The organism is Burkholderia stagnalis, from assembly GCF_039848545.1.
Classification (GTDB): Bacteria; Pseudomonadota; Gammaproteobacteria; order Burkholderiales; family Burkholderiaceae; genus Burkholderia; species Burkholderia stagnalis.
This window is the reverse complement of sequence record NZ_CP156685.1, coordinates 3,485,678-3,506,694: the sequence shown is the minus strand read 5'-3', so window position 1 is coordinate 3,506,694 and position 21,017 is coordinate 3,485,678. Positions and strand designations below refer to the sequence as shown.

Sequence of the window (21,017 nt, the reverse complement as noted above, 5' to 3'; positions counted from 1 at the left end):
CGGGCGGTCATTGCCCGTCGGACGCCTCCCATGCGCCGCGCGCCGGGTTGGCCGCGTCGGGCGCGGCGAGCCCGAAGTGGCGGTAGGTGAGCAACGTCGCGACGCGCCCGCGCGGCGTGCGTTGCAGGAAGCCTTGCTGGATCAGGTACGGCTCGAGGACGTCCTCGATCGTGTCGCGTTCCTCGCCGATGGCCGCGGCGAGGTTGTCGATGCCGACCGGGCCGCCGTCGAACTTGTGCAGGATTGCTTCGAGCAGCTTGCGGTCCATCAGGTCGAAACCGACCGGATCGACGTCGAGCATCGCGAGCGCCGCATCGGCGACGGCCGCGGTGATGTTGCCGTCGGCTTTCACTTCCGCATAATCGCGCACGCGGCGCAGCAGCCGGTTCGCGATCCGCGGCGTGCCGCGCGAGCGCTTCGCGATTTCGAGCGCGCCGTTCGGATCGATCTGCGCGTTGAGCAGCGACGCCGAGCGGCGCACGATGCGCGACAGTTGCTCGGCGTCGTAGAACTCGAGGCGCGCGACGATCCCGAAGCGGTCGCGCAGCGGGTTGGTCAGCATCCCGGCGCGGGTGGTCGCGCCGACGAGGGTGAATGGCTGCAGGTCGAGCTTCACGCTGCGCGCGGCCGGGCCTTCGCCGATCATGATGTCGATCTGGTAATCCTCGAGCGCCGGATACAGGATTTCCTCGACGACCGGCGACAGCCGGTGGATCTCGTCGATGAACAGCACGTCGTTCGCCTCGAGATTCGTCAGCAGCGCCGCGAGGTCGCCCGCGCGTTCGAGCACCGGGCCCGACGTCTGGCGCAGGTTGACGCCCATTTCGCGCGCGATGATGTGCGCGAGCGTCGTCTTGCCGAGGCCGGGCGGCCCGAACAGCAGCACGTGGTCGAGCGGCTCGGCGCGGCGCTTCGCGGCCTCGATGAAGATCTCGAGCTGGCCGCGCACCTTTTCCTGGCCGACGTATTCGTCGAGCTGGCGCGGCCGCAGCGCGCGTTCGAACACCTCCTCGTGCGACGAGGCGGGCGTGGCGGCGATGATCCGCTCGGTGGCGAGTTTGTCGGTTTCAATCATGCGGCCATTGTACCGCGCACCGGTGCACGGCAAACCTGGCCGAACGGCCGACTGGCGCGCCGCGCGCGGCGGCGCGACACTGCGTCGGACGCGTGGCCGTTACGCCTTCGACAGCGCCTTCAGCGCGAGCTTGATGCCTTCGGACACGCCGGTGCCGGCCGGCACGTTCTTGATCGCGGCGAGGCCTTCCTTTTCCGAGTAGCCGAGCGCGAGCAGTGCGTTGAGGATGTCGGTCGCATGGTCGGACGGCGATGCGGCGCCGGCGAGCGCGCCGAGGTCGGCGCCGAGCTTGCCTTTCAGTTCCAGCAGCAGGCGCTCGGCCGTCTTCTTGCCGATGCCGGGCAGGCGGGTCAGGCGGGCGGCGTCCTGCATCGTCACGGCCTGCGCGAGCTCCTGCACGCTCATGCCGGACAGCACGGCAAGCGCCATGCGCGCGCCGATGCCGCTGATCTTCAGCAGTTCGCGGAAGGTCGTGCGTTCCTGCTGGGTCAGGAAGCCGTACAGCAGGTGCGCGTCCTCGCGCACGATCTGCTGCGTGAGCAGCACGACCCGTTCGCCGGTTTGCGGCAGGTTGTAGAACGTGCTCATCGGCACGTCGATTTCGTAGCCGACGCCGTTGCAGTCGACGAGCAGGTGAGGCGGGTTCTTTTCGAGGAGGATGCCGGCGATGCGACCGATCATGGAGTGAGCGAGGCGAGGAAGAAAGCGCGAGTGTAGCGTACGCACGGCGGAATGCCGATGGGTCGGCCGTCAGGCCGAACCGACGCGCGGCGCGCCGGGCGATTGCGCGCCCGTGCGCCCGGCGTCAGCCGACGAGCCGGCCGCGCCGCACGCGCAGCCCCTTCTTCGCGAGCGCCGGCGCGAGGCCGCCGAGCGTGCTGAGCGTGTTGCCGCCGTGCGCGTGGCAGATCGCCATGCCGAGCGCGTCGGCGGCGTCGCTGCCGGGCTGTCCGGACAGGTTCAGCAGGCGCGTGACCATTTCCTGCATCTGCGCCTTGGTCGCGCGGCCGTAGCCGACCACGGCCTGCTTGAGCTGCAGCGCCGTGTACTCGGCCACCGGCAGCCCGCCCGCGACGAGGCCGCAGATCGCGGCGCCGCGCGCCTGGCCGAGCAGCAGCGTCGACTGCGGGTTGACGTTGACGAACACCTTCTCGATCGCGGCCTGGTCGGGCGCGTGTTCGCGCACGAGCGTCGAGACGCCCTGGAAGATCGTGCCGAGCCGGGTGGCGAGGTCGGCAGTGGGCGTGCGGATCACGCCGCTCGCCACGTACGCGAGGTGGTGGCCGCTGACGTCGATGACGCCGAAGCCGGTGACGCGCAGGCCAGGGTCGATGCCGAGAATTCGCATGTCGGGAGGAGTTGCGTGATGCAGCAGCGATACTACAACGAAAGACGCGGCACGCCGTCGTGTCGCGCCGGCCCGCGCCGTGCAATAAAAAACCCGGCGGGTGCGATGCCGCCGGGCCCGGGTGTCGCGGCCGTGGCGGCCGCGCGCGGTCGATCAGTGACGGAAGTGGCGCACGCCCGTCAGGATCATCGCGATGTTGTGCTCGTCGGCGGCCGCGATCACTTCGTCGTCGCGCACCGAACCGCCCGGCTGGATCACGCAGGTCGCGCCGGCCGCCACGACGACGTCGAGGCCGTCACGGAACGGGAAGAACGCATCCGACGCGACGGCCGAACCCGCGAGCGTCAGGCCCGCGTTCTGCGCCTTGATGCTGGCGATGCGAGCCGAATCGACGCGGCTCATCTGGCCCGCGCCGACGCCGAGCGTCATGCCGTTGCCGCAGAACACGATCGCGTTCGACTTCACGTATTTCGCGACGCGCCACGCGAACAGCAGGTCGTCCATTTCCTTCGGCGTCGGGTGGCGCTTCGTGACGACGCGCAGCTCGTGCGGCTGCACGTTCTTCGCATCGAGCGACTGCACCAGCAGGCCGCCGCCCACGCGCTTCAGGTCGAACGCGTTGTGGCCTTCGCCCAGCGCGATCTCGAGCAGGCGCACGTTCTGCTTCGCGGCGAATACCTGCTTCGCGGCATCGGTGAACGACGGCGCGATCAGCACTTCGACGAACTGCTTCGCGACCGCTTGCGCGGCGGCTTCGTCGACTTCGCGGTTGAACGCGATGATGCCGCCGAATGCCGACGTCGGATCGGTCTGGAACGCCTTCGCATACGCGTCGGCCGAATCGTTGCCGACCGCGACGCCGCACGGGTTCGCATGCTTGATGATCACGCAGGCGGGCGCGTCGAACGTCTTCACGCATTCCCATGCCGCGTCCGAATCGGCGATGTTGTTGTACGACAGTTCCTTGCCCTGCAGCTGGCGGTAGTTCGCGAGCGCGCCGGCCGGCGTCGCGATGTCGCGGTAGAACGCGGCGCTCTGGTGCGGGTTTTCGCCGTAGCGCAGGTCCTGCACCTTGTCGAACGCCATGTTCAGCGTCGCCGGGTAGGCGTTGCGCGACGCGTGCTTCAGTTCGTCGGTGAGGCTCGTCAGGTAGTTCGTGATCGCGCCGTCGTACTGCGCGGTGTGCGCGAACACCTTCGTCGCGAGGCGGAAGTTGGTCGGGTAGCCGACCGTGTTGCCGTTCGCCTTCATTTCATCGAGCACGACCGCGTAGTCGGCCGGATCGACGATGACCGTCACGTCGCGGTGGTTCTTCGCGGCCGAGCGCAGCATCGTCGGGCCGCCGATGTCGATGTTCTCGATCGCGTCGGCCAGCGTGCAGTCGTCCTTCGCGATCGTCGCGACGAACGGGTACAGGTTCACGACGAGCAGGTCGATCGTCGGGATGTCGTGCGCTTCGAGCGCCTGCATGTGTTCCGGCAGGTCGCGGCGCGCCAGGATGCCGCCGTGAACCTTCGGATGCAGCGTCTTCACGCGCCCATCGAGCATTTCCGGGAAGCCGGTGTAGTCGGCCACTTCGGTGACGGGCAGGCCCGCGTCGGCGAGCAGTTTCGCGGTGCCGCCCGTCGACAGCAGCTTGACGCCGAGGTCGGACAGCGACTTCGCGAAGTCGACGATGCCGGTCTTGTCGGAAACGGAAATGAGCGCTTGCTTGATCATGATGGAACCACCAATAGCCAGGAAAACGGGGACGGGGCGGCCGGCTACAGCAGGCCGTGCTGCTGCAGCTTCTTGCGCAGCGTGTTGCGGTTGATGCCGAGGTACTCCGCGGCGAGCGACTGATTGCCGCCGGCCTGGTCGAGCACGACCTCGAGCATCGGCTTTTCGACGCAGGACATCACCATTTCATAGACGTCGTGCGGATTGGAGCCGTCTAGATCCCGGAAATACACGTCCAGGCTCTCGCGGACACATTGTTCGATGTTGTGCTTGCTCATGCTGCTAACTGGTTATGGTCGTCCGACTCGCCGTGGCCGCGCTCGTCCTCATCCTCGTCGACGTAGACGAGATGGTCGGACAGCGCCTTCTGTGCCTCGAAGAATGCATTGACGGCGGCGAGCTGCTCGCGGGTGGAATCGAGCGTGTTCATCCGGTGCCGGAACCCGTTGGCGCCGGAAAGGCCGCGAGTGTACCAGCCGATGTGCTTGCGCGCAGTACGGACTCCCGTGAATTCCCCGTAGAACGCGTAGTGATCTTCCAGATGCTCGTTCATCACCTGCTGGATCTCGTCGATCAGCGGCGGCGGCAGCAGCTCGCCGGTTTGCAGGAAATGATCGATTTCGCGGAACAGCCACGGCCGGCCTTGCGCGGCGCGACCGATCATCAGCGCGTCGGCGCCCGTCGCGTCGAGCACGGCCTTCGCCTTCTGCGGCGACGTGATGTCGCCGTTCGCGACGACCGGAATGCCGACGGCGGCCTTCACGGCCGCGATGGTCTCGTATTCGGCGTCGCCGCGGTACAGGTCGGCGCGCGTGCGGCCGTGCACGGTGAGCATCGAGATGCCGGCGGCCTCGGCGAGGCGCGCGACGGTGATCGCGTTCTTGTGCTCGCGATCCCAGCCGGTGCGGATCTTCAGCGTGACGGGCACGGCGTCCGGCCCGATGCCGACCGCGCCGACCACCGCCTCGACGATCTGCTTCACGAGCGGCTCGTTCTGCAGCAGCGCGGACCCGGCCGCGACGTTGCAGACCTTTTTCGCCGGGCAGCCCATGTTGATGTCGATGATCTGCGCGCCGTTGTCGACGTTGTAGCGGGCCGCTTCGGCCATCATCGCCGGATCGGCGCCGGCGATCTGCACGGCGATCGGCTCGACTTCGCCCTCGTGGTTCGCACGCCGCATCGTCTTCGCGCTTTTCCACAGCTGGGCATTGGACGCGACCATCTCGGACACGGCGTAGCCGGCCCCCAGCCGCTTGCACAGCTGGCGGAACGGCCGGTCCGTCACGCCGGCCATCGGGGCGACGAACAGGTTGTTACGCAATACGTGAGAGCCGATAACGGGCATCGCAATGGCACCGCCCGCGGCGGGCGCGGGCATCAAAAGGGCGGAGGGAAAACGCGCATTTTACCGTATTCCCCCGCCTCGCCGATTTGACCCGGTTTGTCGGGCGTGCGTCAGCCGCGCTGGCCGAACATCATCTGGCGGGCGATCGCGGTCTTGAGCGGCGGCACGAACTCGAGCGCGGTGAGCGCCGCGCCGCGCAGCAGCGCGAGCGGGCCCGATTCGATCGTGAACAGCCGCGCGAGCGTGTCGGTCGCGCCGATCGTGAAGCGCCGGTCGAGCGCGCGCCGCGCGTTGAAGGCCGCGAGCGCGGCCGGCACGGCGCCGTGCGTGGACAGCGCATCGACGAGCGTATGCACGTCGCGCAGGCCGAGGTTCAGCCCCTGGCCCGCGACCGGGTGCAGCGTCTGCGCGGCATTGCCGACGATCGCGATGCGGCGGTCGACGAGGGTGGGCGCAGCGTTCAGGCCGAGCGAGAACGACGCGCGCCCGGCGATCGCGACGAAGCGGCCCATGCGCTCGCCGAAGGCGGTGCCGAGCTCGCGCAGGAACGCGTCGTCCGGCAGTGCGGCGCGGCGCGCGGCTTCGCCCGGTTCGCAGCACCACACGAGCGCGTAGTCGGCCTGTTGCGGGCCGCCGAGCGGCAGCAGCGCGAGCGGCCCTTCATGGGTGAAGCGTTCCCATGCGACGTTCGGGCGCGGCGCGGACACGGTCACCGTGCCGACGAGCGCGGTCTGGCCGTAGTCGCGGTGGTGCTTGCCGTCGTCGGCGCGCTGGTCCTGGAACAGCCCGCCTTCGGCGTTGACGACGATCCGCGCGCGCAGCGTGCGCTCGCCCTGCGGCGTGTCGAGCGTCAGCGCGACGCCGTCGGCATCCTGCTGCGGCGCGCGCGCGGACGTCGACGTGAGCCAGTCGACGCGCGTGCCGCGCACCGCGCCCGCGAGCGCCTGCACGATCGAGCCGTAGCGTACGACGTAGCCGAGCGCCGCGACGTCATGCTCGTCGCGGTCGATCAGCGTGCGGCCGAAATGGCCGCGCTGCGACACGTGGATGTGTTCGATCGGCGTCGCGTCGGCGGGCCACGCGAGCGAGTCGAGCAGCACGTGGCTGCCGTGCGACACGGCGATCGCGCGCGGGTCGTTCGCGCTCGCGGCGGGCTCGCGCGCGTCGATCAGCGCGATCGACCAGTGCTGCGTTGCGCTGCGCCGCGCCAGCCAGCCGGCCAGCGCGAGCCCGACGGGGCCCGCGCCGACGATGGCGATGTCGTAGTCCGGCGTGGCCGGGGAGGAATCGGTCGTCATCGGGAATCGTGAAACGAAGGAAACGGTCGGCGCCGCATGCTCATGCGCCGTGCGCCGCGCCCGCGCGCATCAGCGCCTCGATCTCGGCGGCTGCCACCGGCACGTCGCGCGTGATCAGCTCGCAGCCGTGCTCGCGCACGATCGCGTCGTCCTCGATGCGGATGCCGATGTTCCAGTATTCGGGCGGCACGTCGTCGGCGGCGCGCACGTACAGGCCCGGCTCGACGGTCAGCGTCATGCCGGCCTTCAGCGTGCGCCACGGCAGCGCGCCGTTGGCGTCGCGCGCGGCGAGCCGCTCGCGGTAGTCGCCGCAATCGTGCACGTCCATGCCGATCCAGTGGCCGGTGCGGTGCATGTAGAAGCGCGCGTACGCCCGTTCGGCGATCACGTCGTCGACGTTCGTGAAGTGCGTCTTCGGGATGATGCCGGTGTCGAGCAGGCCCTGCGCGAGCACGCGCACCGCCGCGTCGTGCGGCGCCTCGAACGGCACGCCGGCGCGCGTCGCGTCGATCGCGGCCTGCTGCGCGGCGAGCACGATGTCGTACAGCGTGCGCTGCGCGGGCGAGAAGCGGCCGTTGGCCGGGAACGTGCGGGTGATGTCGGACGCATAGCCGTCGAGCTCGCACGCCGCGTCGATCAGGATCAGGTCGCCGTCCCGCGCGGCCGCGTTGCCGGCCGGGTAGTGCAGCACGCATGCGTTCGCGCCTGCCGCGACGATCGAGCCGTACGCGGGCGCCTGCGCGCCGTGCTTGCGGAACGTGTAGAGCAGCTCGGCCTCGAGCTCGTATTCGCGGATGCCGGGGCGGCATGCCTGCATCGCGCGGCGATGCGCGAGCGCCGAGATGTGCGCGGCGCGCATCATGATCGCGAGCTCGTGCTCGTCCTTGACGAGCCGCATGTCGTCCAGCAGCGGCGTGAGATCGAGCAGCGCGTCCGGCGCGGCGACGCCGGTGCGCGCCTGGGCGCGCACCGCGTCGATCCAGCGCTCGAGCTGGCGGTCGAACTCGGCCGACGCGCCGAACCGGTAATGCACGGTGCCCGCGTCGGCGAGCAGGCGCGGCATTTCCGCGTCGAGCACGTCGGCGGCGAACGCCGCATCGAAGCCGAACGCGTCGCGCGCGGCGTCGGGGCCGTAATGGAAGCCTTCCCAGGTTTCGCGCTCGGCATTCTTCGCACGGCAGAACAGGATCGATTGCGGCGCGCCGTGCGGCGCGGACGCGTTCAGCACGAGCACGGCGTCCGGCTCGGCGAATCCCGTCAGGTAGTAGAAATAGCTGTCGTGGCGGTACGGGTAGCCCGTGTCGCGGTTGCGCAGCATTTCCGGCGCGGTGGGGACGATGGCGACGCCGCCGCCCGCCGCGCGCAGTGCGGCAAGCACGCGCTCGCGGCGCTGGCGGTAGACGTCGACGGCGATGGCGGTATCGAGGGGCGCATTCATCGTGCGATTGTAGCGCCGCCGGACGCGGCGCGTGAGGGGGCGGGGCGCGGCGCAGGCGCGCCGCCGCGGCTGTTGCAAACCATCCACAGGCCGGATGGGCGATTTTCTACCGGCTGTCGCCGCCCGGTTATGATCGGCGACAACGTATACTCTCGGCGGTTCCCCAACAAAGGCAGATGATGAAATTAATCGGTTCGCTCAGCAGCCCGTTCGTGCGAAAGGCGCGCATCGTGCTTGCTGAAAAGAAGATCGACTACAAGCTGGAGCTCGAAAACGTCTGGGCGCCGGACACGAACATTCATGCCTCGAACCCGCTCGGCAAGGTTCCGTGTCTCGTGATGGAAGATGGCGCCGCGGTGTTCGATTCCCGCGTGATCTGCGAATACGTCGATACGCTGTCCCCGGTCGGCAAGCTGATTCCGCCGTCCGGCCGCGAGCGCGTCGAAGTGCGTTGCTGGGAAGCGCTGTGCGACGGTGCGCTCGACGCGTCGGTCATGATCCGCATCGAGAACGTGCAGCGCGAAGCGCATCAGCGCAGCGAAAGCTGGATCGCCCGTCAGCAGCGCAAGATCGACGATGCGCTCGTCGCGATGTCGCAGGGCCTCGGCGGCAAGATGTGGTGCGTCGGTAATCATTACACGCTCGCCGACATCTCCCTCGGCTGCGCACTCGGCTATCTCGATTTCCGGATGCCCGAGCTGAACTGGCGCGACCGCCACCCGAACCTCGACAAGCATTTCGCGAAGCTGATGCAGCGGCCGTCGTTCGTCGACACCGTGCCGCAGGGGTGACGCGGCCGGCGGCGTCGCCGGCTGGGCATTCCGCAGACGAAAAAACGCGCCCCGAAGGGCGCGTTTTTCATGGCCGCGACGACGAGCGGGCGCGTCACCCGAGCGGCGCGTAGGCGGCGTCGCCGAGCGTGAACGCATCGCTGCGCGCGATCGGCCACCACTGGTCGTACAGCGAATAGCCGCAGTGGCCGCCGTCGAGCAGCGCGCCGGGCTTCAGGTATTTCAGCAGCTGCGACATCAGCCGGACTTCGTGCGGCGAAATGCGCTGCACGATGTGATGCGCGCGCAGCTCCGACGGATGCGCCAGCCCGGCCGCCTGCACGAGCTCCTGCAGCGCATGCAGCGTGTTGCGGTGGAAGTTGTAGACGCGATCCGACTTGTCCGGCACGACCACCGCGCGCTGGCGCACCGGGTCCTGGGTCGCGACGCCGGTCGGGCAGCGGCCCGTGTGGCAGGTCTGCGCCTGGATGCAGCCGACCGCGAACATGAAGCCGCGCGCCGAGTTCACCCAGTCCGCGCCGATCGCGAGCGTGCGCGCGACGTCGAACGCGGTGATGATCTTGCCGCTCGCGCCGATCTTCACGCGCTCGCGCACGCCGATGCCGACGAGCGTGTTGTGCACGAGCAGCAGCCCTTCCTGCAGCGGCACGCCGACGTGGTCGGTGAATTCGAGCGGCGCCGCGCCCGTGCCGCCTTCCGCGCCGTCGACGACGATGAAGTCCGGCACGATGCCGGTCTCGAGCATCGCCTTCGCGATGCCGAAGAATTCCCACGGATGGCCGACGCACAGCTTGAAGCCGGTCGGCTTGCCGCCGGACAGCGTGCGCAGCCGCTCGACGAATTCGAGCAGGCCGCGCGGCGTCGAGAATTCCGAGTGCGTGGCGGGCGAGATGCAGTCCTTGCCCATCGGCACGCCGCGCGTCTCGGCGATTTCCGGCGTGATCTTCGCGGCCGGCAGCACGCCGCCGTGGCCCGGCTTCGCGCCCTGCGACAGCTTGACCTCGATCATCTTCACCTGCGGATCGGCCGCCTGCTTCGCGAACTTGTCCGGGTTGAAGGTGCCGTCGTCGTTGCGGCAGCCGAAGTAGCCGGACGCGATTTCCCAGATGATGTCGCCGCCGTGTTCACGGTGATATTTCGACAGCGAACCCTCGCCGGTATCGTGCGCGAAGCCGCCTTTCTTCGCGCCGAGGTTCAGCGAGCGGATCGCGTTCGCGGACAGCGAGCCGAAGCTCATCGCCGAGATGTTGAAGATCGAGATGTCGTACGGCTGCGCGCGGTTCGCGCCGACGCGGATGCGGAAATCGTGGTTCGGCAGCTTGGTCGGCGCGAGCGAATGGCTGATCCATTCGTGCGCGACGGCCTTCACGTTCAGCTCGGTGCCGTACGGGCGGTTGTCGCCGACGTTCTTCGCGCGCTGGTACACGAGGCTGCGCTGCGCGCGCGAAAACGGTTTCTCGTCGGTGTCGTCCTCGACGAAATACTGGCGGATTTCCGGCCGGATGAATTCGAACAGGAAGCGCAGGTGGCCCCAGAGCGGGTAATTGCGCAGGATTGCGTGACGATCCTGGTTCAGGTCGTACAGGCCGAGCGCGACGAGGGCGGCGGGGATGGCGAGCCAGAGCCACGAGAGTACGTGACATGACGCGAGCGCGGCCGTCGCGACGAGCAACAGGACGGCACACCACATCGCCAGATAGCGTCGTGAAAGCATGGGGACTCCGTAAGGAATTTGGAATGCCGCCATGCGTACGCCGCGCGGCGGCGCGCCGGCCGGGGTGGAATCGTGTTCCGCCGGGCGCGGCGTGCCGCAAGTCTAAACCGAATGCGCGTCAGCGTGCCTCGACGAGCGCCGGCGCGCCGGCCGCGGCGTGGCCCGGGCGGCCGGTCGCCGCGAACTCGATGATGCCGCCGCCGAGGCAGATCTCGCCGTCGTACAGCACGGCCGACTGGCCGGGCGTGACGGCCCATTGCGCGTCGTCGAAGGCGAGCGAGAAGCGTTCGCCGCCGTCCCGCGCGAACGTGCACGCGGCATCGGCCTGCCGGTAGCGGGTCTTCGCGCCGCACGCGAAGCCTTCGGCCGGCGGCTCGCCCGCGGTCCAGCTCACGTTGCCGGCGACGAGCCGCTGCGACAGCAGCCACGGGTGATCGTGGCCCTGCACGACGTACAGCGTGTTCGACGGGATGTCCTTCGCGGCGACGAACCACGGATCGCCGCTGCCGTCCTTGCTGCCGCCGAGCCCGATGCCCTTGCGCTGGCCGAACGTGTAGAACGCGAGGCCGATGTGCTGGCCGACCGTCTTGCCGTCGGGCGTCTTCATCGGGCCGGGCTGGGTCGGCAGATAGCGGTTCAGGAAATCGCGGAACGGCCGCTCGCCGATGAAGCAGATGCCGGTCGAATCCTTTTTCTTCGCATTCGGCAGGCCGATCTGCTCGGCGATCTCGCGCACCTTCGTCTTCGGGATCTCGCCGAGCGGGAACATCGTCTTCGACAGCTGCGCCTGGTTCAGCCGGTGCAGGAAGTACGACTGGTCTTTCGTATGATCGAATGCCTTCAGCAGTTCGAAGCGCCCGTCGCGTTCGCGCACGCGCGCGTAGTGGCCGGTCGCGATCGTTTCCGCGCCGAGCGACATCGCATGGTCGAGGAATGCCTTGAACTTGATCTCCGCGTTGCACAGCACGTCCGGGTTCGGCGTGCGGCCGGCCGAGTATTCGCGCAGGAACTCGGCGAACACGCGATCCTTGTATTCGGCGGCGAAGTTGACGGCCTCGACGTCGATGCCGATCAGGTCGGCCACCGACACGACGTCGATCCAGTCCTGGCGCGTCGAGCAGTATTCGCCGTCGTCGTCGTCTTCCCAGTTCTTCATGAACAGGCCGACGACGTCGTAGCCCTGTTGCTTCAGCAGCCACGCGGTCACCGACGAATCGACGCCGCCCGACATGCCCACCACGATACGGCGCTTGCTCATTTGTTCACCGCCTGACGATCGAATGCGTCCGGCCGCGGCGCGACCGAATGCGTATGCACGAAATCGAGCGGAATGCGCCGCCCGGCGAGATAGTCGTCGACGCAGCGCATCACCGCGGGCGAGCGGTGACGCTCGCTGCAGGCGCGCAGCTCGTCGGCCGTCATCCACAGCGTGCGGACGATGCCGTCGTCGAGCCGGTGGCCGGCGATCGCGTCGCGCGCGGTGCCGCAGAACGTGAAGCGCAGGTAGGTGGCGCCGGCCGTGCCGGGGCGGTCGTAGTGCGCGAGATACACGCCGACGAGCGCTTCGGGCTCGAACGGATGCGCGGTTTCCTCGAGCGTTTCGCGGATCACGGCGTCGGCGAGCGATTCGCCGGCTTCGAGATGGCCGGCGGGCTGGTTGATGCGCAGGCCCGTCGAGGTTTCTTCCTCGATCACGAGAAAGCGGCCGTCGCGCTCGACGAGCGCCGCGACGGTCACATGCGGGGTCCAGATTTCGGGTTTCATGGGTCGGCATTTTACCGGTTGCGCCCGGACGCTGCCGGAGCACGGCTAGGGTGGTTCCGACCCCGCACGGATCGGCGCGTCAGGCGGCGCACGCTTGTCCAGTGCTGCAACTCAACAGGCTCGCACGATCGTGCGTAAAGCGCTGGCGCGGCTGCGGCTTTCGGTTAAAGTGCAGCGTGATCGCCGTTGCCCGTGAGCCGGTATGTCAGCCTGTCCGGCTTGCAGTCGCAGTAAGAATTGAAAGCAAGAATCAATTACTGACGATGACTGGAGGATTGGACAATGCATATCGGAGTGCCTGCTGAAACGCGGGCGAACGAGACGCGCGTGGCTGCGACGCCGGAGACCGTCAAGAAATACGCGGCCGCCGGCCACCGCGTGAGCGTGGCGAAGGGGGCGGGTGTCGCGGCCAGCTATCCCGACGAAGCCTATGCCGCCGCCGGCGCCGAATTGACCGATCAGTCGGGCGCATTCGATGCGGACATCGTGCTGAAGGTCCAGGCGCCCACCGACATCGAAATTCCGTCGCTCAAGCGCGGCTCCGTGCTGATCGGCATGCTCGACCCGTTCGACGGCGAGCAGGCCGCGCGGCTCGCGGCGGCCGGCGTGACCGGCTTCGCGCTCGAGGCCGCGCCGCGCACGACCCGCGCGCAGAGCCTCGACGTGCTGTCGTCGCAGGCGAACATCGCGGGCTACAAGGCCGTGCTGGTCGGCGCCGCGCTGTATCCGCGCTTCTTCCCGATGCTGATGACGGCCGCCGGCACCGTGAAGGCGGCCCGCGTGCTGATCCTCGGCGCGGGGGTGGCGGGGCTGCAGGCGATCGCGACCGCGAAGCGGCTCGGCGCGGTGATCGAGGCATCCGACGTGCGCCCGGCCGTGAAGGAGCAGATCGAATCGCTCGGCGCGAAGTTCCTCGACGTGCCGTACGAAACCGACGAGGAGCGCGACGCCGCGCAGGGCGTTGGCGGCTACGCGCGGCCGATGCCCGCGTCGTGGCTCGGCCGCCAGGCCGCGCTCGTGCACGAGCGCGCGAAACAGGCCGACATCATCATCACCACCGCGCTGATCCCGGGCCGCCCCGCGCCGACGCTGATCTCGGTCGAGACCGTGCAGTCGATGAAGCCGGGCTCGGTGCTGGTCGACCTCGCGGCCGGCCGCGGGCCGGAGTTCGACGGCCGCAAGAGCGGCAACTGCCCGCTGACCGTCGCCGACGAAGTGATCGTGCACGACGGCGTGACGATCGCCGGCTACACCAACCTCGCGTCGATGGTCGCGTCGGATGCGTCCGCGCTGTATGCGCGCAACCTGCTCGACTTCATGAAGCTGATCGTCACGAAGGAAGGCACGCTCAACATCGACCTGACCGACGACATCGTCGCCGCGACGCTGCTCTGCCGCGACGGCGAAGTCGCGCGCAAATAACCGGGGAAGACCATGGAAGTCATCAATCATACGGTGATCAACGTGATCATCTTCGTGCTGGCGGTGTACGTCGGCTATCACGTGGTGTGGAACGTGACGCCGGCGCTGCACACGCCGCTGATGGCGGTGACCAACGCGATCTCGGCGATCGTGATCGTCGGCGCGATGCTCGCCGCCGCGCTGACGGTCGGCGGGGTCGGCAAGTTCTTCGGCACGCTCGCGGTCGCGCTCGCGGCGGTCAACGTGTTCGGCGGGTTCCTCGTCACGAGACGGATGCTCGAGATGTTCCGCAAGAAGGAACCCAAGCGCATCGAGGGCGGCAAGGAGGGCGCGCGATGAGCATGAACGTGGTTACGCTCCTTTACCTGATCGCGTCGGTCTGCTTCATCCAGGCGCTCAAGGGGCTGTCGAACCCGAAGAGCGCCCGGCGCGGCAACCTGTTCGGGATGGTCGGGATGGCCATCGCGATCCTCACCACGATCGCGCTGATCGTCAAGCAGGCCGCGCTGCTCGATGCGAACCTGCCGCTCGGCCTCGGGCTCCTGCTCGGCGCGCTGGTGGTGGGCGGCGGGGTCGGCGCATTCGTCGCCGCGCGCGTCGAGATGACCAAGATGCCGGAGCTCGTCGCGGCGATGCACTCGCTGATCGGTCTCGCGGCGGTCTGCATCGCGTATGCGGTCGTGGCCGAGCCGGAAGCGTTCGGGCTCGTGCCGCAGGACGCGGTGGCGTCGAACTTCATCCCGTACGGCAACCGCGTCGAGCTGTTCATCGGCACGTTCGTCGGCGCGATCACGTTCTCGGGCTCGGTGATCGCGTTCGGCAAGCTGTCGGGCAAGTACAAGTTCCGGCTGTTCCAGGGCGCGCCGGTCGTGTACGCGGGGCAGCACCTGATCAACCTGATGCTCGCCGTCGCGATGCTCGGCTTCGGCGTGCTGTTCGTGCTGACGCAGTCGTGGCTGCCGTTCATCATCATGACGGCGATCGCGTTCGTGCTCGGCGTGCTGATCATCATCCCGATCGGCGGCGCGGACATGCCGGTGGTCGTGTCGATGCTGAATTCCTACTCGGGCTGGGCGGCGGCGGGCATCGGCTTCTCGCTGAACAACGCGATGCTGATCATCGCCGGGTCGCTGGTGGGCTCGTCGGGCGCGATCCTGTCGTACATCATGTGCCACGCGATGAACCGCTCGTTCTTCAATGTGATCCTCGGCGGTTTCGGCGGGGAGGCCGGCGCGGCGGCGGCGGGCGGCGCGCAGGAGCAGCGCCCGGTGAAGTCGGGCTCGGCGGAGGACGCGTCGTTCATGCTCGGCAACGCCGAAACGGTCGTGATCGTGCCGGGCTACGGCCTCGCGGTCGCGCGCGCGCAGCATGCGCTGAAGGAGTTGACCGACAAGCTGGTCGAGAAGGGGATCGACGTGAAGTACGCGATCCACCCGGTGGCCGGGCGGATGCCGGGGCACATGAACGTGCTGCTCGCGGAAGCCGAGGTGCCGTACGAGATCGTGCACGAGATGGAGGACATTAACGGCGAGTTCGGCCAGGTCGACGTGGTGCTGGTGCTCGGCGCGAACGACGTGGTGAACCCGGCCGCGAAGAACGATCCGAAGTCGCCGATCGCGGGGATGCCGATCATCGAGGCGTACAAGGCGCGCACGGTGATCGTCAACAAGCGCTCGATGGCGGCCGGCTATGCGGGGCTCGACAACGACCTGTTCTACATGGACAAGACGATGATGGTCTTCGGCGATGCGAAGAAGGTCATCGAGGACATGGTGAAGGCGGTCGACTGACGCGTGCGCGTTCAGTGCGGGCGGCGGGGCGTCCGTCCACCCGCCCGAGCGGGACAGCCCGATTCGGCCTATGCCGATCGGGCTTTTTTCATCCGGTTTGCTCCGAGAAACCCTGTCTTTCAGGGCGGGGAGTGAAAGCGGCGCGGCCGAGTGGTCGCCCGCCGCCCGCGCATGTCAGCGCATCGGCGCTTCCGCGATCCGCATGTAATCGGCGATCCGGCGCCCTTCCATGTCCGGAAACTGCTCGTGCACGGTGATGTCGCCCATCCGCGCGATGTCGAAGGTGCGAAAGTCGCCGCGCAGCTCGCACCACGCGCCGATCGTCCAGCGCCCGCCCCAATAGACGAGCCCCAGCGGCCACACGCGGCGCTGCGTGTGCGCGCCGAGCCGGTCGCGGTAAGCGAAGCCGACGACGTGGCGCGTGTCGACGGCCTGGTGGATCGCATCGACCTTCAGCGAGAACGTGGCGTCGATGTGGAACGACGGCGCGTACACCGGCAGCCGGTCGAGCGTGGTGCGCTTGTCGGCCGGCATCGCCGACGCGATCTTCGCGAGCGCCGAGCGTGCGCCGCCCGCGAGCCGCGCGCCGCCCCAGGTCTCGAGCATCCGCGCGCCCGCGGCGAGCGCCGCGAGCTCCTCCGCGGTGAAGGTGAGCGGCGGCAGGCTCGCGTTGCGGTTCAGCCGGTAGCCGATGCCGGCCTCGCCTTCGATCGGCACGCCTGACAATTGCAGGTCGCGCACGTCGCGGTACACGGTGCGCGGCGACACCGACAGCCAGTCGGCCAGCTGCTGCGCGGTCGTGAGGCGCCGGCCGCGCAGCAGCTCGGCGATCTGGAACAGGCGGTCGGCGCGACGCGTCATGGATGCACCTCGATTCCGTCGAAGCAGGAGACCCCGCGATGATAGCGCCGCGCCTGCCGCGTGAACGCGCCGCTCAGTGGCATTTCGGCGCGTGCAGGCCGACGCGGTTGCCTTCGGTATCGATCAGGTACCCGATGTAACCGTAGTTGTTCGGCAGCTCGACGACCGAGCCCTGCACGATGCCGCCCGCGCGCTTGGCGCGTTCGAGCGCCGCGACGACCGAGTCGCCCGCGTTCAGGTAGACGAGCACGCCGGTGGCGCTCGGCTTCATCTGCTGCGGATCGTAGACGATGCTGCCGCCGGTGCTCGCCTCCTCGTGGCCGAACACCGCCATCGGCACGCCGCCGATCACCTCGCGCTGCAGCGTCGTCTGCAGCACGGTTTCGTAAAAGCGGATCGCCCGGTCGAAATCGAGGGACGGAATGTCGAACCATGCGATGGCGCGTTCCTGGGCCTGGGTGGCGGACGTCATGACCTGCTCCTTTTTCATTCGATTCATGTGGAAACCAGCGTTGCAATGCGCCGGGATTGCAGTGTGAGCGGGGGCTGCTGACAGCGTGCTGTCAGTAGATGCGTCGGTGCTGACATGTCGCGCGGCGGGGTGGGCATTGCGGCGTGCGCGTGCCGTGCGTCGGCGTGTCGCCGGGAGGGGCTGAGCGTCAGGAAAGGGCGGCGGGAGGCGCGCGGTGTTGCCGGTCTGGCGGGATGAGGGGGCGGGGCTGGCGGCCGTCGGGCATGACGGCCGCGTGCAGAATGCGATGGGCGCGCGCGATGCGCGCCGGCGGGCGGCACCGGTGCGGCGCCGCCCGAAGCGGGGTGCGATCGCTTATGCGTCGCCGTCCGGTGCGGCCGGGCGCGCCTTCACGCTGCCCGCGATCAGGTCGAAGCGGAACAGCCGGCATTCGAGCGCGCCGTTGAACAGCGGCGTCTTCGCCGATTCGCGCAGCCGGAGCTGGCCGGGCAGCGCGCGGTCGGACGTCAGCAGGAACGCCTGCCAGCCGGCGAAGCGCTGCTTCAGTGCATCGCCGAGCGCGTTGAAGAACTCGCTGTCGGGGGTGTCGGCGTGCGTGCGGCGGAACGCGTCGTCGTTGCCGCGGTTGCGGCCGGTCTCGCGCACCTCGCCGCGCGCGCTGCGGCCGCGCACCTCGATTCGCTCGCCGTACGGCGGGTTCGCGACGATGATCCCCGGCGCGCTGCTCGGCGGCGTCATGCCGCGCGCGTCGACCTGCTTGAGCCACACCGACGGCACACCCGCACGTTCGAGGTTCGCGCGCGCCTTCTCGAGCATGTCGCCGGAAATGTCGCTGCCGTAGACGCCGAGATCGTCGCGCTTGCCGCGCGCCGCGCGTTTCGCGTCGATCGCCGCGACCTTCAGGCCCTGCCACGCGGTGATGTCGTACTGCTTGAGCTTTTCGAAGCCGAACCGGCGCTCGACGCCGGGCGCCACGCCGAGCGCGATCTGCGCGGCTTCCGCGAGGAACGTGCCGCTGCCGCACATCGGGTCGTACAGCGCCGTGCCGGGCGTCCAGCCGGTCAGGCGCAGGATGCCGGCCGCGAGGTTTTCGCGCAGCGGCGCCGCGCCCTTGTCGAGGCGCCAGCCGCGCTTGAACAGCGGCTCGCCGGACGTGTCGAGGTACAGCGTGCAGTCGGTGGCGGTCAGGAACGCGAACACGCGCACGTCGGGTGCGCCGGTGTCGATGCTCGGGCGCGCGCCGGTCTTGTCGCGCATCCGGTCGCAGATCGCGTCCTTCACGCGCAGCGTCGCGAACTCGAGGCTCTTCAGCGGCGACTTGATCGCGGTGATGTCGACGCGCAGCGTCTGCGTCGCCGCGAACCAGCGCTCCCAGGGCTGCTCGAGCGCGAGCGCGTACACGTCCTGCTCGTTGCGGTACGGGCGGTGCGCGATCTTCAGCAGCACGCGGCTCGCGATCCGCGAATGCAGGTTCGCGGCCATGCCGGCGGCCCAGCCGCCCCGGAAATGGACGCCGCCCGGCACCTGCGCGCCCGCGGTGAACGGCGCGCCGTCCAGATGGCGGCCGGCGATCTCGGCCAGCTCGGCGGCGAGCGCCGCTTCGAGGCCGCGCGGGCAGGGGGCGAAGAATTCGTACAGGGTGGGCGAGGACATAAGGCGGGTGAAGACGGACAAAAGTCCAGTATTGTACGCGGCGCGGGCGGCAGGGCCGGCGTGTCGGCGCGAATTGGGGGGCGCCGGGCGGCGCATGGGCGGGTGCGGCGGCGCCGCCCCGCTCATGCGGCCCTTCCGCGGCGGCCTGCCGCGGACGCCGCGACGGCGGTCAGTGCGACCCGGACGGGCCCGGGCGGGCCGCCTGGTCGCGCGCCGGCCAGACCAGCACGAGCGGATTCGCGGCCACCGCGCGGCCGATTGCGGCGACCAGCGCGCGCACCTTGGTCGGCCGCAGGCTGCGCGAGCGCACGGCCATCGTGAACGCGAGCGCGAAGCTCACCAGCACGTTGAGGATCGCCATGCTGAGCACGCCGGCCGTTGCCCACCACAGCTCGGGCGTGCGCAGCGTCTGCTCGCCGAGCACGCCGAGCGCGATGCCGATCGAGCCCGCCGACAGCGTCACGTGCCGCACCTCGAACGAGAACAGGATCCCGGAGACGATCGCCGGCACGAGGCCGAGCATCAGGCCGAGGCCGACGTTCGCGACCACGCCGGCGACGTTCGACCGGCAGAAGTGCGCGAGCTTCGCCGCGCCGGCCGCGCCGAGCGTGAGGCGCAGCCGGCGGTTGTAGGTGAGGGCGTCGCCGACGCGATGCAGCACGAACCAGTTGTCGGCCCAGCCGGCGATCAGGCTCGACGCCCACAGCAGCACGCCCGTGAGCGCCGCGTACAGCGGCGTCGGGCCGAGCAGCGAGAACGACTGCAGCGTCGCATGCGCCTTCTGCGGCGAGATCAGGTTCGCATGCAGCACGCCGCCGGCGAACAGCTGCACGAGCAGGCACACCGGCAGCACGACGAGCACGTTGCCGCAGATCGCGGCCGCCTGCGTGCGGATCAGCGCGATCACCGATGCGACGAACTGCTTCACGCCTTCGTCGTGGGTGGTGCCGTCGAGTTCGCGCGCGAGCGTCGGCGCGGTCATCGCGGGCTGCTTGGTGGCGAGCGTGAAGTGCAGGAAGTGCATCAGCATGAAGCTCGCCGCGTAGTTGATGCCGGCGAGCAGCCCTTCGAGCATCGACTGCAGGTGCGCGCCGGTGATCGCGAACTTCATGCACACCGTCACGACGGTGACGAGCCCGCCGCCGGCCGCCATCCGCAGCATCTTCAGGTACTCGGCGCGGCCGCGCGAGATGTAGTGCTCGCCGGTATCCGCGTTGGTCTCGACGAGCTTGCGCGCGAACAGCGAGAAATTGCTGCGGATCAGGTGCGACACGCTCTGGCTGTTCTGGTTCGCGTCGACGAGCTCGGCGGTGAGGTGCGCCATCCCGCGCAGGTCGTCGCGCGCCATCCACGCGTTCAGCAGCGTTTCCGCGCGCAGGATTCGCATGCGCATCCGCTCGACCTGGAACACGATGTCGACCGACACGCCGTTGCGGTACAGGTGCGAGAACACGTCGTCGACCGCGATGCGGCATTCGTCGAGCAGCATGCGCAGGTAGTTCACTTCATGCAGCAGCTTGCTCGGGTCGCCGCCGTCCTCGACGGCTGCGTGCGCGCTCTCGACCGCGAGCATCGCGCGGGTGAGCCGGTAGAACGGCTGCGTCTCGAGCGGCGTGCGCGCGTCGTCGTCGGACAGCCGGCTGCGCACCGTTTGCGACAGGCCGGTCGAGCTGATCTGGCAGGTCAGGTTGTGCAGCGCCGCCAGCAGGTCGCGCGACAGCGAGCCGGGCTCGTGGCGCTCCGCTTCGGTGACGTCGAACGCGATCAGTTCGGCGACGCGCGCGAGCAGGTCGTCGGGCAGCGCGTCGATCCATTGCACGTCCTCCGGCGCCGGGAACATCAGCGTGAACAGCGCCGTCAGCTCGCGGCGGTTCGGCGCGGGCGGGATCATCGACGAATCGAGCCGCTCGAACAGCGCGCCGAAGAAGCCCGAATGCACGGGCATGCCCGCGTCGCACAACAGCGAGATGCCGTCGCATTCGCGCAGGATGCCGCGCAGGATCCGCGCGGCGTGCGACTTCCAGGCCGGGTTGCGGTCGAGCACGTGGAACAGGTAGCGCAGCCGCGCGTGCGCGGGATAGGCGCGCGCGTCGTCGTCGCGCTCGGCCGCGGCGTCCTGCGCGGCCTGCATCGAGCCGCTGCGGCGCAGCCAGTGCGCGAGCTCGATCAGCCATTCGCTGCGCTCGGCATAGGACGCGTCGGCGTCGGCGTGCGCGAGCAGCGCGTCGAGCTGGTGGCTCGCGCTGCGCGACGCGCGCCACTTCTTGATCAGGGTCGTCAGGGAACGAAACATAAACGGAATGGCAAATGCCCTGGACGGGCGGGTT

19 protein-coding genes are annotated in these 21,017 nt (G+C 69.1%); 4 read left to right on the top strand and 15 right to left on the bottom strand.

Going from position 1 to position 21,017, the window contains the following annotated elements; genetic code table 11:
• Positions 1-7 precede the first annotated feature (7 nt).
• The 8 genes from ruvB to ABFO07_RS16220 form a co-directional block, all read right to left on the bottom strand.
• Positions 8-1,075: a Holliday junction branch migration DNA helicase RuvB gene (gene ruvB, locus ABFO07_RS16255; RefSeq protein ID WP_059565199.1), complete on the bottom strand. Its 1,068-nt coding sequence runs from the start codon at positions 1,073-1,075 to the stop codon at positions 8-10.
• 99 nt (positions 1,076-1,174) lie between these two features.
• Positions 1,175-1,756 carry a Holliday junction branch migration protein RuvA gene (ruvA, locus tag ABFO07_RS16250; protein ID WP_059565200.1) on the bottom strand — a complete coding sequence of 194 codons (582 nt, stop codon included), beginning with the start codon at positions 1,754-1,756 and terminating at the stop codon, positions 1,175-1,177.
• Between the two features lie 124 nt (positions 1,757-1,880).
• Positions 1,881-2,423, bottom strand: a complete 543-nt coding sequence (ruvC, locus tag ABFO07_RS16245) for a crossover junction endodeoxyribonuclease RuvC (protein WP_059565201.1) — start codon at positions 2,421-2,423, stop codon at positions 1,881-1,883.
• A gap of 153 nt (positions 2,424-2,576) precedes the next feature.
• On the bottom strand, positions 2,577-4,142 hold the full coding sequence (gene purH / locus ABFO07_RS16240; protein ID WP_059565202.1) for a bifunctional phosphoribosylaminoimidazolecarboxamide formyltransferase/IMP cyclohydrolase: 1,566 nt from the start codon (positions 4,140-4,142) through the stop codon (positions 2,577-2,579).
• Positions 4,143-4,186: 44 nt separating this feature from the next.
• Positions 4,187-4,420: a Fis family transcriptional regulator gene (locus tag ABFO07_RS16235; RefSeq protein ID WP_017333386.1), complete on the bottom strand. Its 234-nt coding sequence runs from the start codon at positions 4,418-4,420 to the stop codon at positions 4,187-4,189.
• Positions 4,417-5,487 (bottom strand): tRNA dihydrouridine synthase DusB, encoded by a 1,071-nt coding sequence (gene dusB, locus ABFO07_RS16230; protein WP_059565466.1) that lies wholly within the window; start codon positions 5,485-5,487, stop codon positions 4,417-4,419. The genes ABFO07_RS16235 and dusB overlap by 4 nt, the downstream gene beginning before the upstream one ends.
• A gap of 110 nt (positions 5,488-5,597) precedes the next feature.
• A complete protein-coding gene (locus ABFO07_RS16225; protein WP_347467921.1) occupies positions 5,598-6,785 on the bottom strand; it encodes a UbiH/UbiF/VisC/COQ6 family ubiquinone biosynthesis hydroxylase in 1,188 nt (395 codons plus the stop codon).
• 40 nt (positions 6,786-6,825) lie between these two features.
• A complete protein-coding gene (locus ABFO07_RS16220; RefSeq protein ID WP_059565468.1) occupies positions 6,826-8,223 on the bottom strand; it encodes an aminopeptidase P N-terminal domain-containing protein in 1,398 nt (465 codons plus the stop codon).
• Between the two features lie 176 nt (positions 8,224-8,399).
• Here ABFO07_RS16220 and ABFO07_RS16215 point away from each other — a divergent pair, with 176 nt between their 5' ends.
• Positions 8,400-9,014 (top strand): glutathione S-transferase family protein, encoded by a 615-nt coding sequence (locus ABFO07_RS16215; RefSeq protein WP_059565204.1) that lies wholly within the window; start codon positions 8,400-8,402, stop codon positions 9,012-9,014.
• Positions 9,015-9,108: 94 nt separating this feature from the next.
• On the opposite strand, the gene ABFO07_RS16210 is transcribed toward ABFO07_RS16215, so the two are convergent.
• From ABFO07_RS16210 to ABFO07_RS16200, 3 genes are all read right to left on the bottom strand, one after another.
• Positions 9,109-10,728 carry an FMN-binding glutamate synthase family protein gene (locus ABFO07_RS16210; RefSeq protein ID WP_059565205.1) on the bottom strand — a complete coding sequence of 540 codons (1,620 nt, stop codon included), beginning with the start codon at positions 10,726-10,728 and terminating at the stop codon, positions 9,109-9,111.
• Between the two features lie 118 nt (positions 10,729-10,846).
• The gene (mnmA, locus tag ABFO07_RS16205) at positions 10,847-11,986 is read right to left on the bottom strand and encodes a tRNA 2-thiouridine(34) synthase MnmA (RefSeq protein ID WP_059565206.1); all 1,140 of its coding nucleotides are present in this window, start codon (positions 11,984-11,986) and stop codon (positions 10,847-10,849) included.
• Positions 11,983-12,492 carry an NUDIX hydrolase gene (locus tag ABFO07_RS16200; RefSeq protein WP_059811072.1) on the bottom strand — a complete coding sequence of 170 codons (510 nt, stop codon included), beginning with the start codon at positions 12,490-12,492 and terminating at the stop codon, positions 11,983-11,985. The genes mnmA and ABFO07_RS16200 overlap by 4 nt, the downstream gene beginning before the upstream one ends.
• 282 nt (positions 12,493-12,774) lie before the next feature.
• Between ABFO07_RS16200 and ABFO07_RS16195 the strand changes: the two genes are divergently transcribed.
• From ABFO07_RS16195 to ABFO07_RS16185, 3 genes are read left to right on the top strand one after another with little or no spacing between them, the layout of a single operon-like run.
• Entirely contained in the window at positions 12,775-13,914 is a 1,140-nt protein-coding gene (locus tag ABFO07_RS16195) for a Re/Si-specific NAD(P)(+) transhydrogenase subunit alpha (protein ID WP_059880746.1), read from the top strand.
• A 12-nt stretch (positions 13,915-13,926) separates the two neighbouring features.
• The gene (locus tag ABFO07_RS16190; RefSeq protein ID WP_059880749.1) at positions 13,927-14,253 is read left to right on the top strand and encodes an NAD(P) transhydrogenase subunit alpha; all 327 of its coding nucleotides are present in this window, start codon (positions 13,927-13,929) and stop codon (positions 14,251-14,253) included.
• Positions 14,250-15,704, top strand: coding sequence for an NAD(P)(+) transhydrogenase (Re/Si-specific) subunit beta (locus ABFO07_RS16185; protein WP_059811074.1), 1,455 nt, complete (start codon positions 14,250-14,252; stop codon positions 15,702-15,704). Before ABFO07_RS16190 ends, ABFO07_RS16185 begins: the two co-directional genes overlap by 4 nt.
• Before the next feature lie 174 nt (positions 15,705-15,878).
• On the opposite strand, the gene ABFO07_RS16180 is transcribed toward ABFO07_RS16185, so the two are convergent.
• The 4 genes from ABFO07_RS16180 to ABFO07_RS16165 all read right to left on the bottom strand — a co-directional run bounded on the left by ABFO07_RS16180 (position 15,879) and on the right by ABFO07_RS16165 (position 20,983).
• The gene (locus ABFO07_RS16180; RefSeq protein ID WP_059565211.1) at positions 15,879-16,565 is read right to left on the bottom strand and encodes a helix-turn-helix transcriptional regulator; all 687 of its coding nucleotides are present in this window, start codon (positions 16,563-16,565) and stop codon (positions 15,879-15,881) included.
• 73 nt (positions 16,566-16,638) lie between these two features.
• Positions 16,639-17,037 carry a VOC family protein gene (locus ABFO07_RS16175; protein ID WP_059565470.1) on the bottom strand — a complete coding sequence of 133 codons (399 nt, stop codon included), beginning with the start codon at positions 17,035-17,037 and terminating at the stop codon, positions 16,639-16,641.
• Positions 17,038-17,391: 354 nt separating this feature from the next.
• Entirely contained in the window at positions 17,392-18,690 is a 1,299-nt protein-coding gene (locus tag ABFO07_RS16170) for a THUMP domain-containing class I SAM-dependent RNA methyltransferase (RefSeq protein WP_059565212.1), read from the bottom strand.
• A 169-nt stretch (positions 18,691-18,859) separates the two neighbouring features.
• The gene (locus ABFO07_RS16165) at positions 18,860-20,983 is read right to left on the bottom strand and encodes a site-specific recombinase (RefSeq protein WP_347467916.1); all 2,124 of its coding nucleotides are present in this window, start codon (positions 20,981-20,983) and stop codon (positions 18,860-18,862) included.
• Positions 20,984-21,017 lie beyond the last annotated feature (34 nt).

Bases quoted from the DNA above. Each gene is read 5' to 3' on its own strand.
- ruvB (WP_059565199.1), bottom strand. From the start codon at position 1,075: ATGATTGAAACCGACAAACTCGCCACCGAGCGGATCATCGCCGCCACG.
- ruvA (WP_059565200.1), bottom strand. From the start codon at position 1,756: ATGATCGGTCGCATCGCCGGCATCCTCCTCGAAAAGAACCCGCCTCAC.
- ruvC (WP_059565201.1), bottom strand. From the start codon at position 2,423: ATGCGAATTCTCGGCATCGACCCTGGCCTGCGCGTCACCGGCTTCGGC.
- purH (WP_059565202.1), bottom strand. From the start codon at position 4,142: ATGATCAAGCAAGCGCTCATTTCCGTTTCCGACAAGACCGGCATCGTC.
- ABFO07_RS16235 (WP_017333386.1), bottom strand. From the start codon at position 4,420: ATGAGCAAGCACAACATCGAACAATGTGTCCGCGAGAGCCTGGACGTG.
- dusB (WP_059565466.1), bottom strand. From the start codon at position 5,487: ATGCCCGTTATCGGCTCTCACGTATTGCGTAACAACCTGTTCGTCGCC.
- ABFO07_RS16225 (WP_347467921.1), bottom strand. From the start codon at position 6,785: ATGACGACCGATTCCTCCCCGGCCACGCCGGACTACGACATCGCCATC.
- ABFO07_RS16220 (WP_059565468.1), bottom strand. From the start codon at position 8,223: ATGAATGCGCCCCTCGATACCGCCATCGCCGTCGACGTCTACCGCCAG.
- ABFO07_RS16215 (WP_059565204.1), top strand. From the start codon at position 8,400: ATGATGAAATTAATCGGTTCGCTCAGCAGCCCGTTCGTGCGAAAGGCG.
- ABFO07_RS16210 (WP_059565205.1), bottom strand. From the start codon at position 10,728: ATGCTTTCACGACGCTATCTGGCGATGTGGTGTGCCGTCCTGTTGCTC.
- mnmA (WP_059565206.1), bottom strand. From the start codon at position 11,986: ATGAGCAAGCGCCGTATCGTGGTGGGCATGTCGGGCGGCGTCGATTCG.
- ABFO07_RS16200 (WP_059811072.1), bottom strand. From the start codon at position 12,492: ATGAAACCCGAAATCTGGACCCCGCATGTGACCGTCGCGGCGCTCGTC.
- ABFO07_RS16195 (WP_059880746.1), top strand. From the start codon at position 12,775: ATGCATATCGGAGTGCCTGCTGAAACGCGGGCGAACGAGACGCGCGTG.
- ABFO07_RS16190 (WP_059880749.1), top strand. From the start codon at position 13,927: ATGGAAGTCATCAATCATACGGTGATCAACGTGATCATCTTCGTGCTG.
- ABFO07_RS16185 (WP_059811074.1), top strand. From the start codon at position 14,250: ATGAGCATGAACGTGGTTACGCTCCTTTACCTGATCGCGTCGGTCTGC.
- ABFO07_RS16180 (WP_059565211.1), bottom strand. From the start codon at position 16,565: ATGACGCGTCGCGCCGACCGCCTGTTCCAGATCGCCGAGCTGCTGCGC.
- ABFO07_RS16175 (WP_059565470.1), bottom strand. From the start codon at position 17,037: ATGACGTCCGCCACCCAGGCCCAGGAACGCGCCATCGCATGGTTCGAC.
- ABFO07_RS16170 (WP_059565212.1), bottom strand. From the start codon at position 18,690: ATGTCCTCGCCCACCCTGTACGAATTCTTCGCCCCCTGCCCGCGCGGC.
- ABFO07_RS16165 (WP_347467916.1), bottom strand. From the start codon at position 20,983: ATGTTTCGTTCCCTGACGACCCTGATCAAGAAGTGGCGCGCGTCGCGC.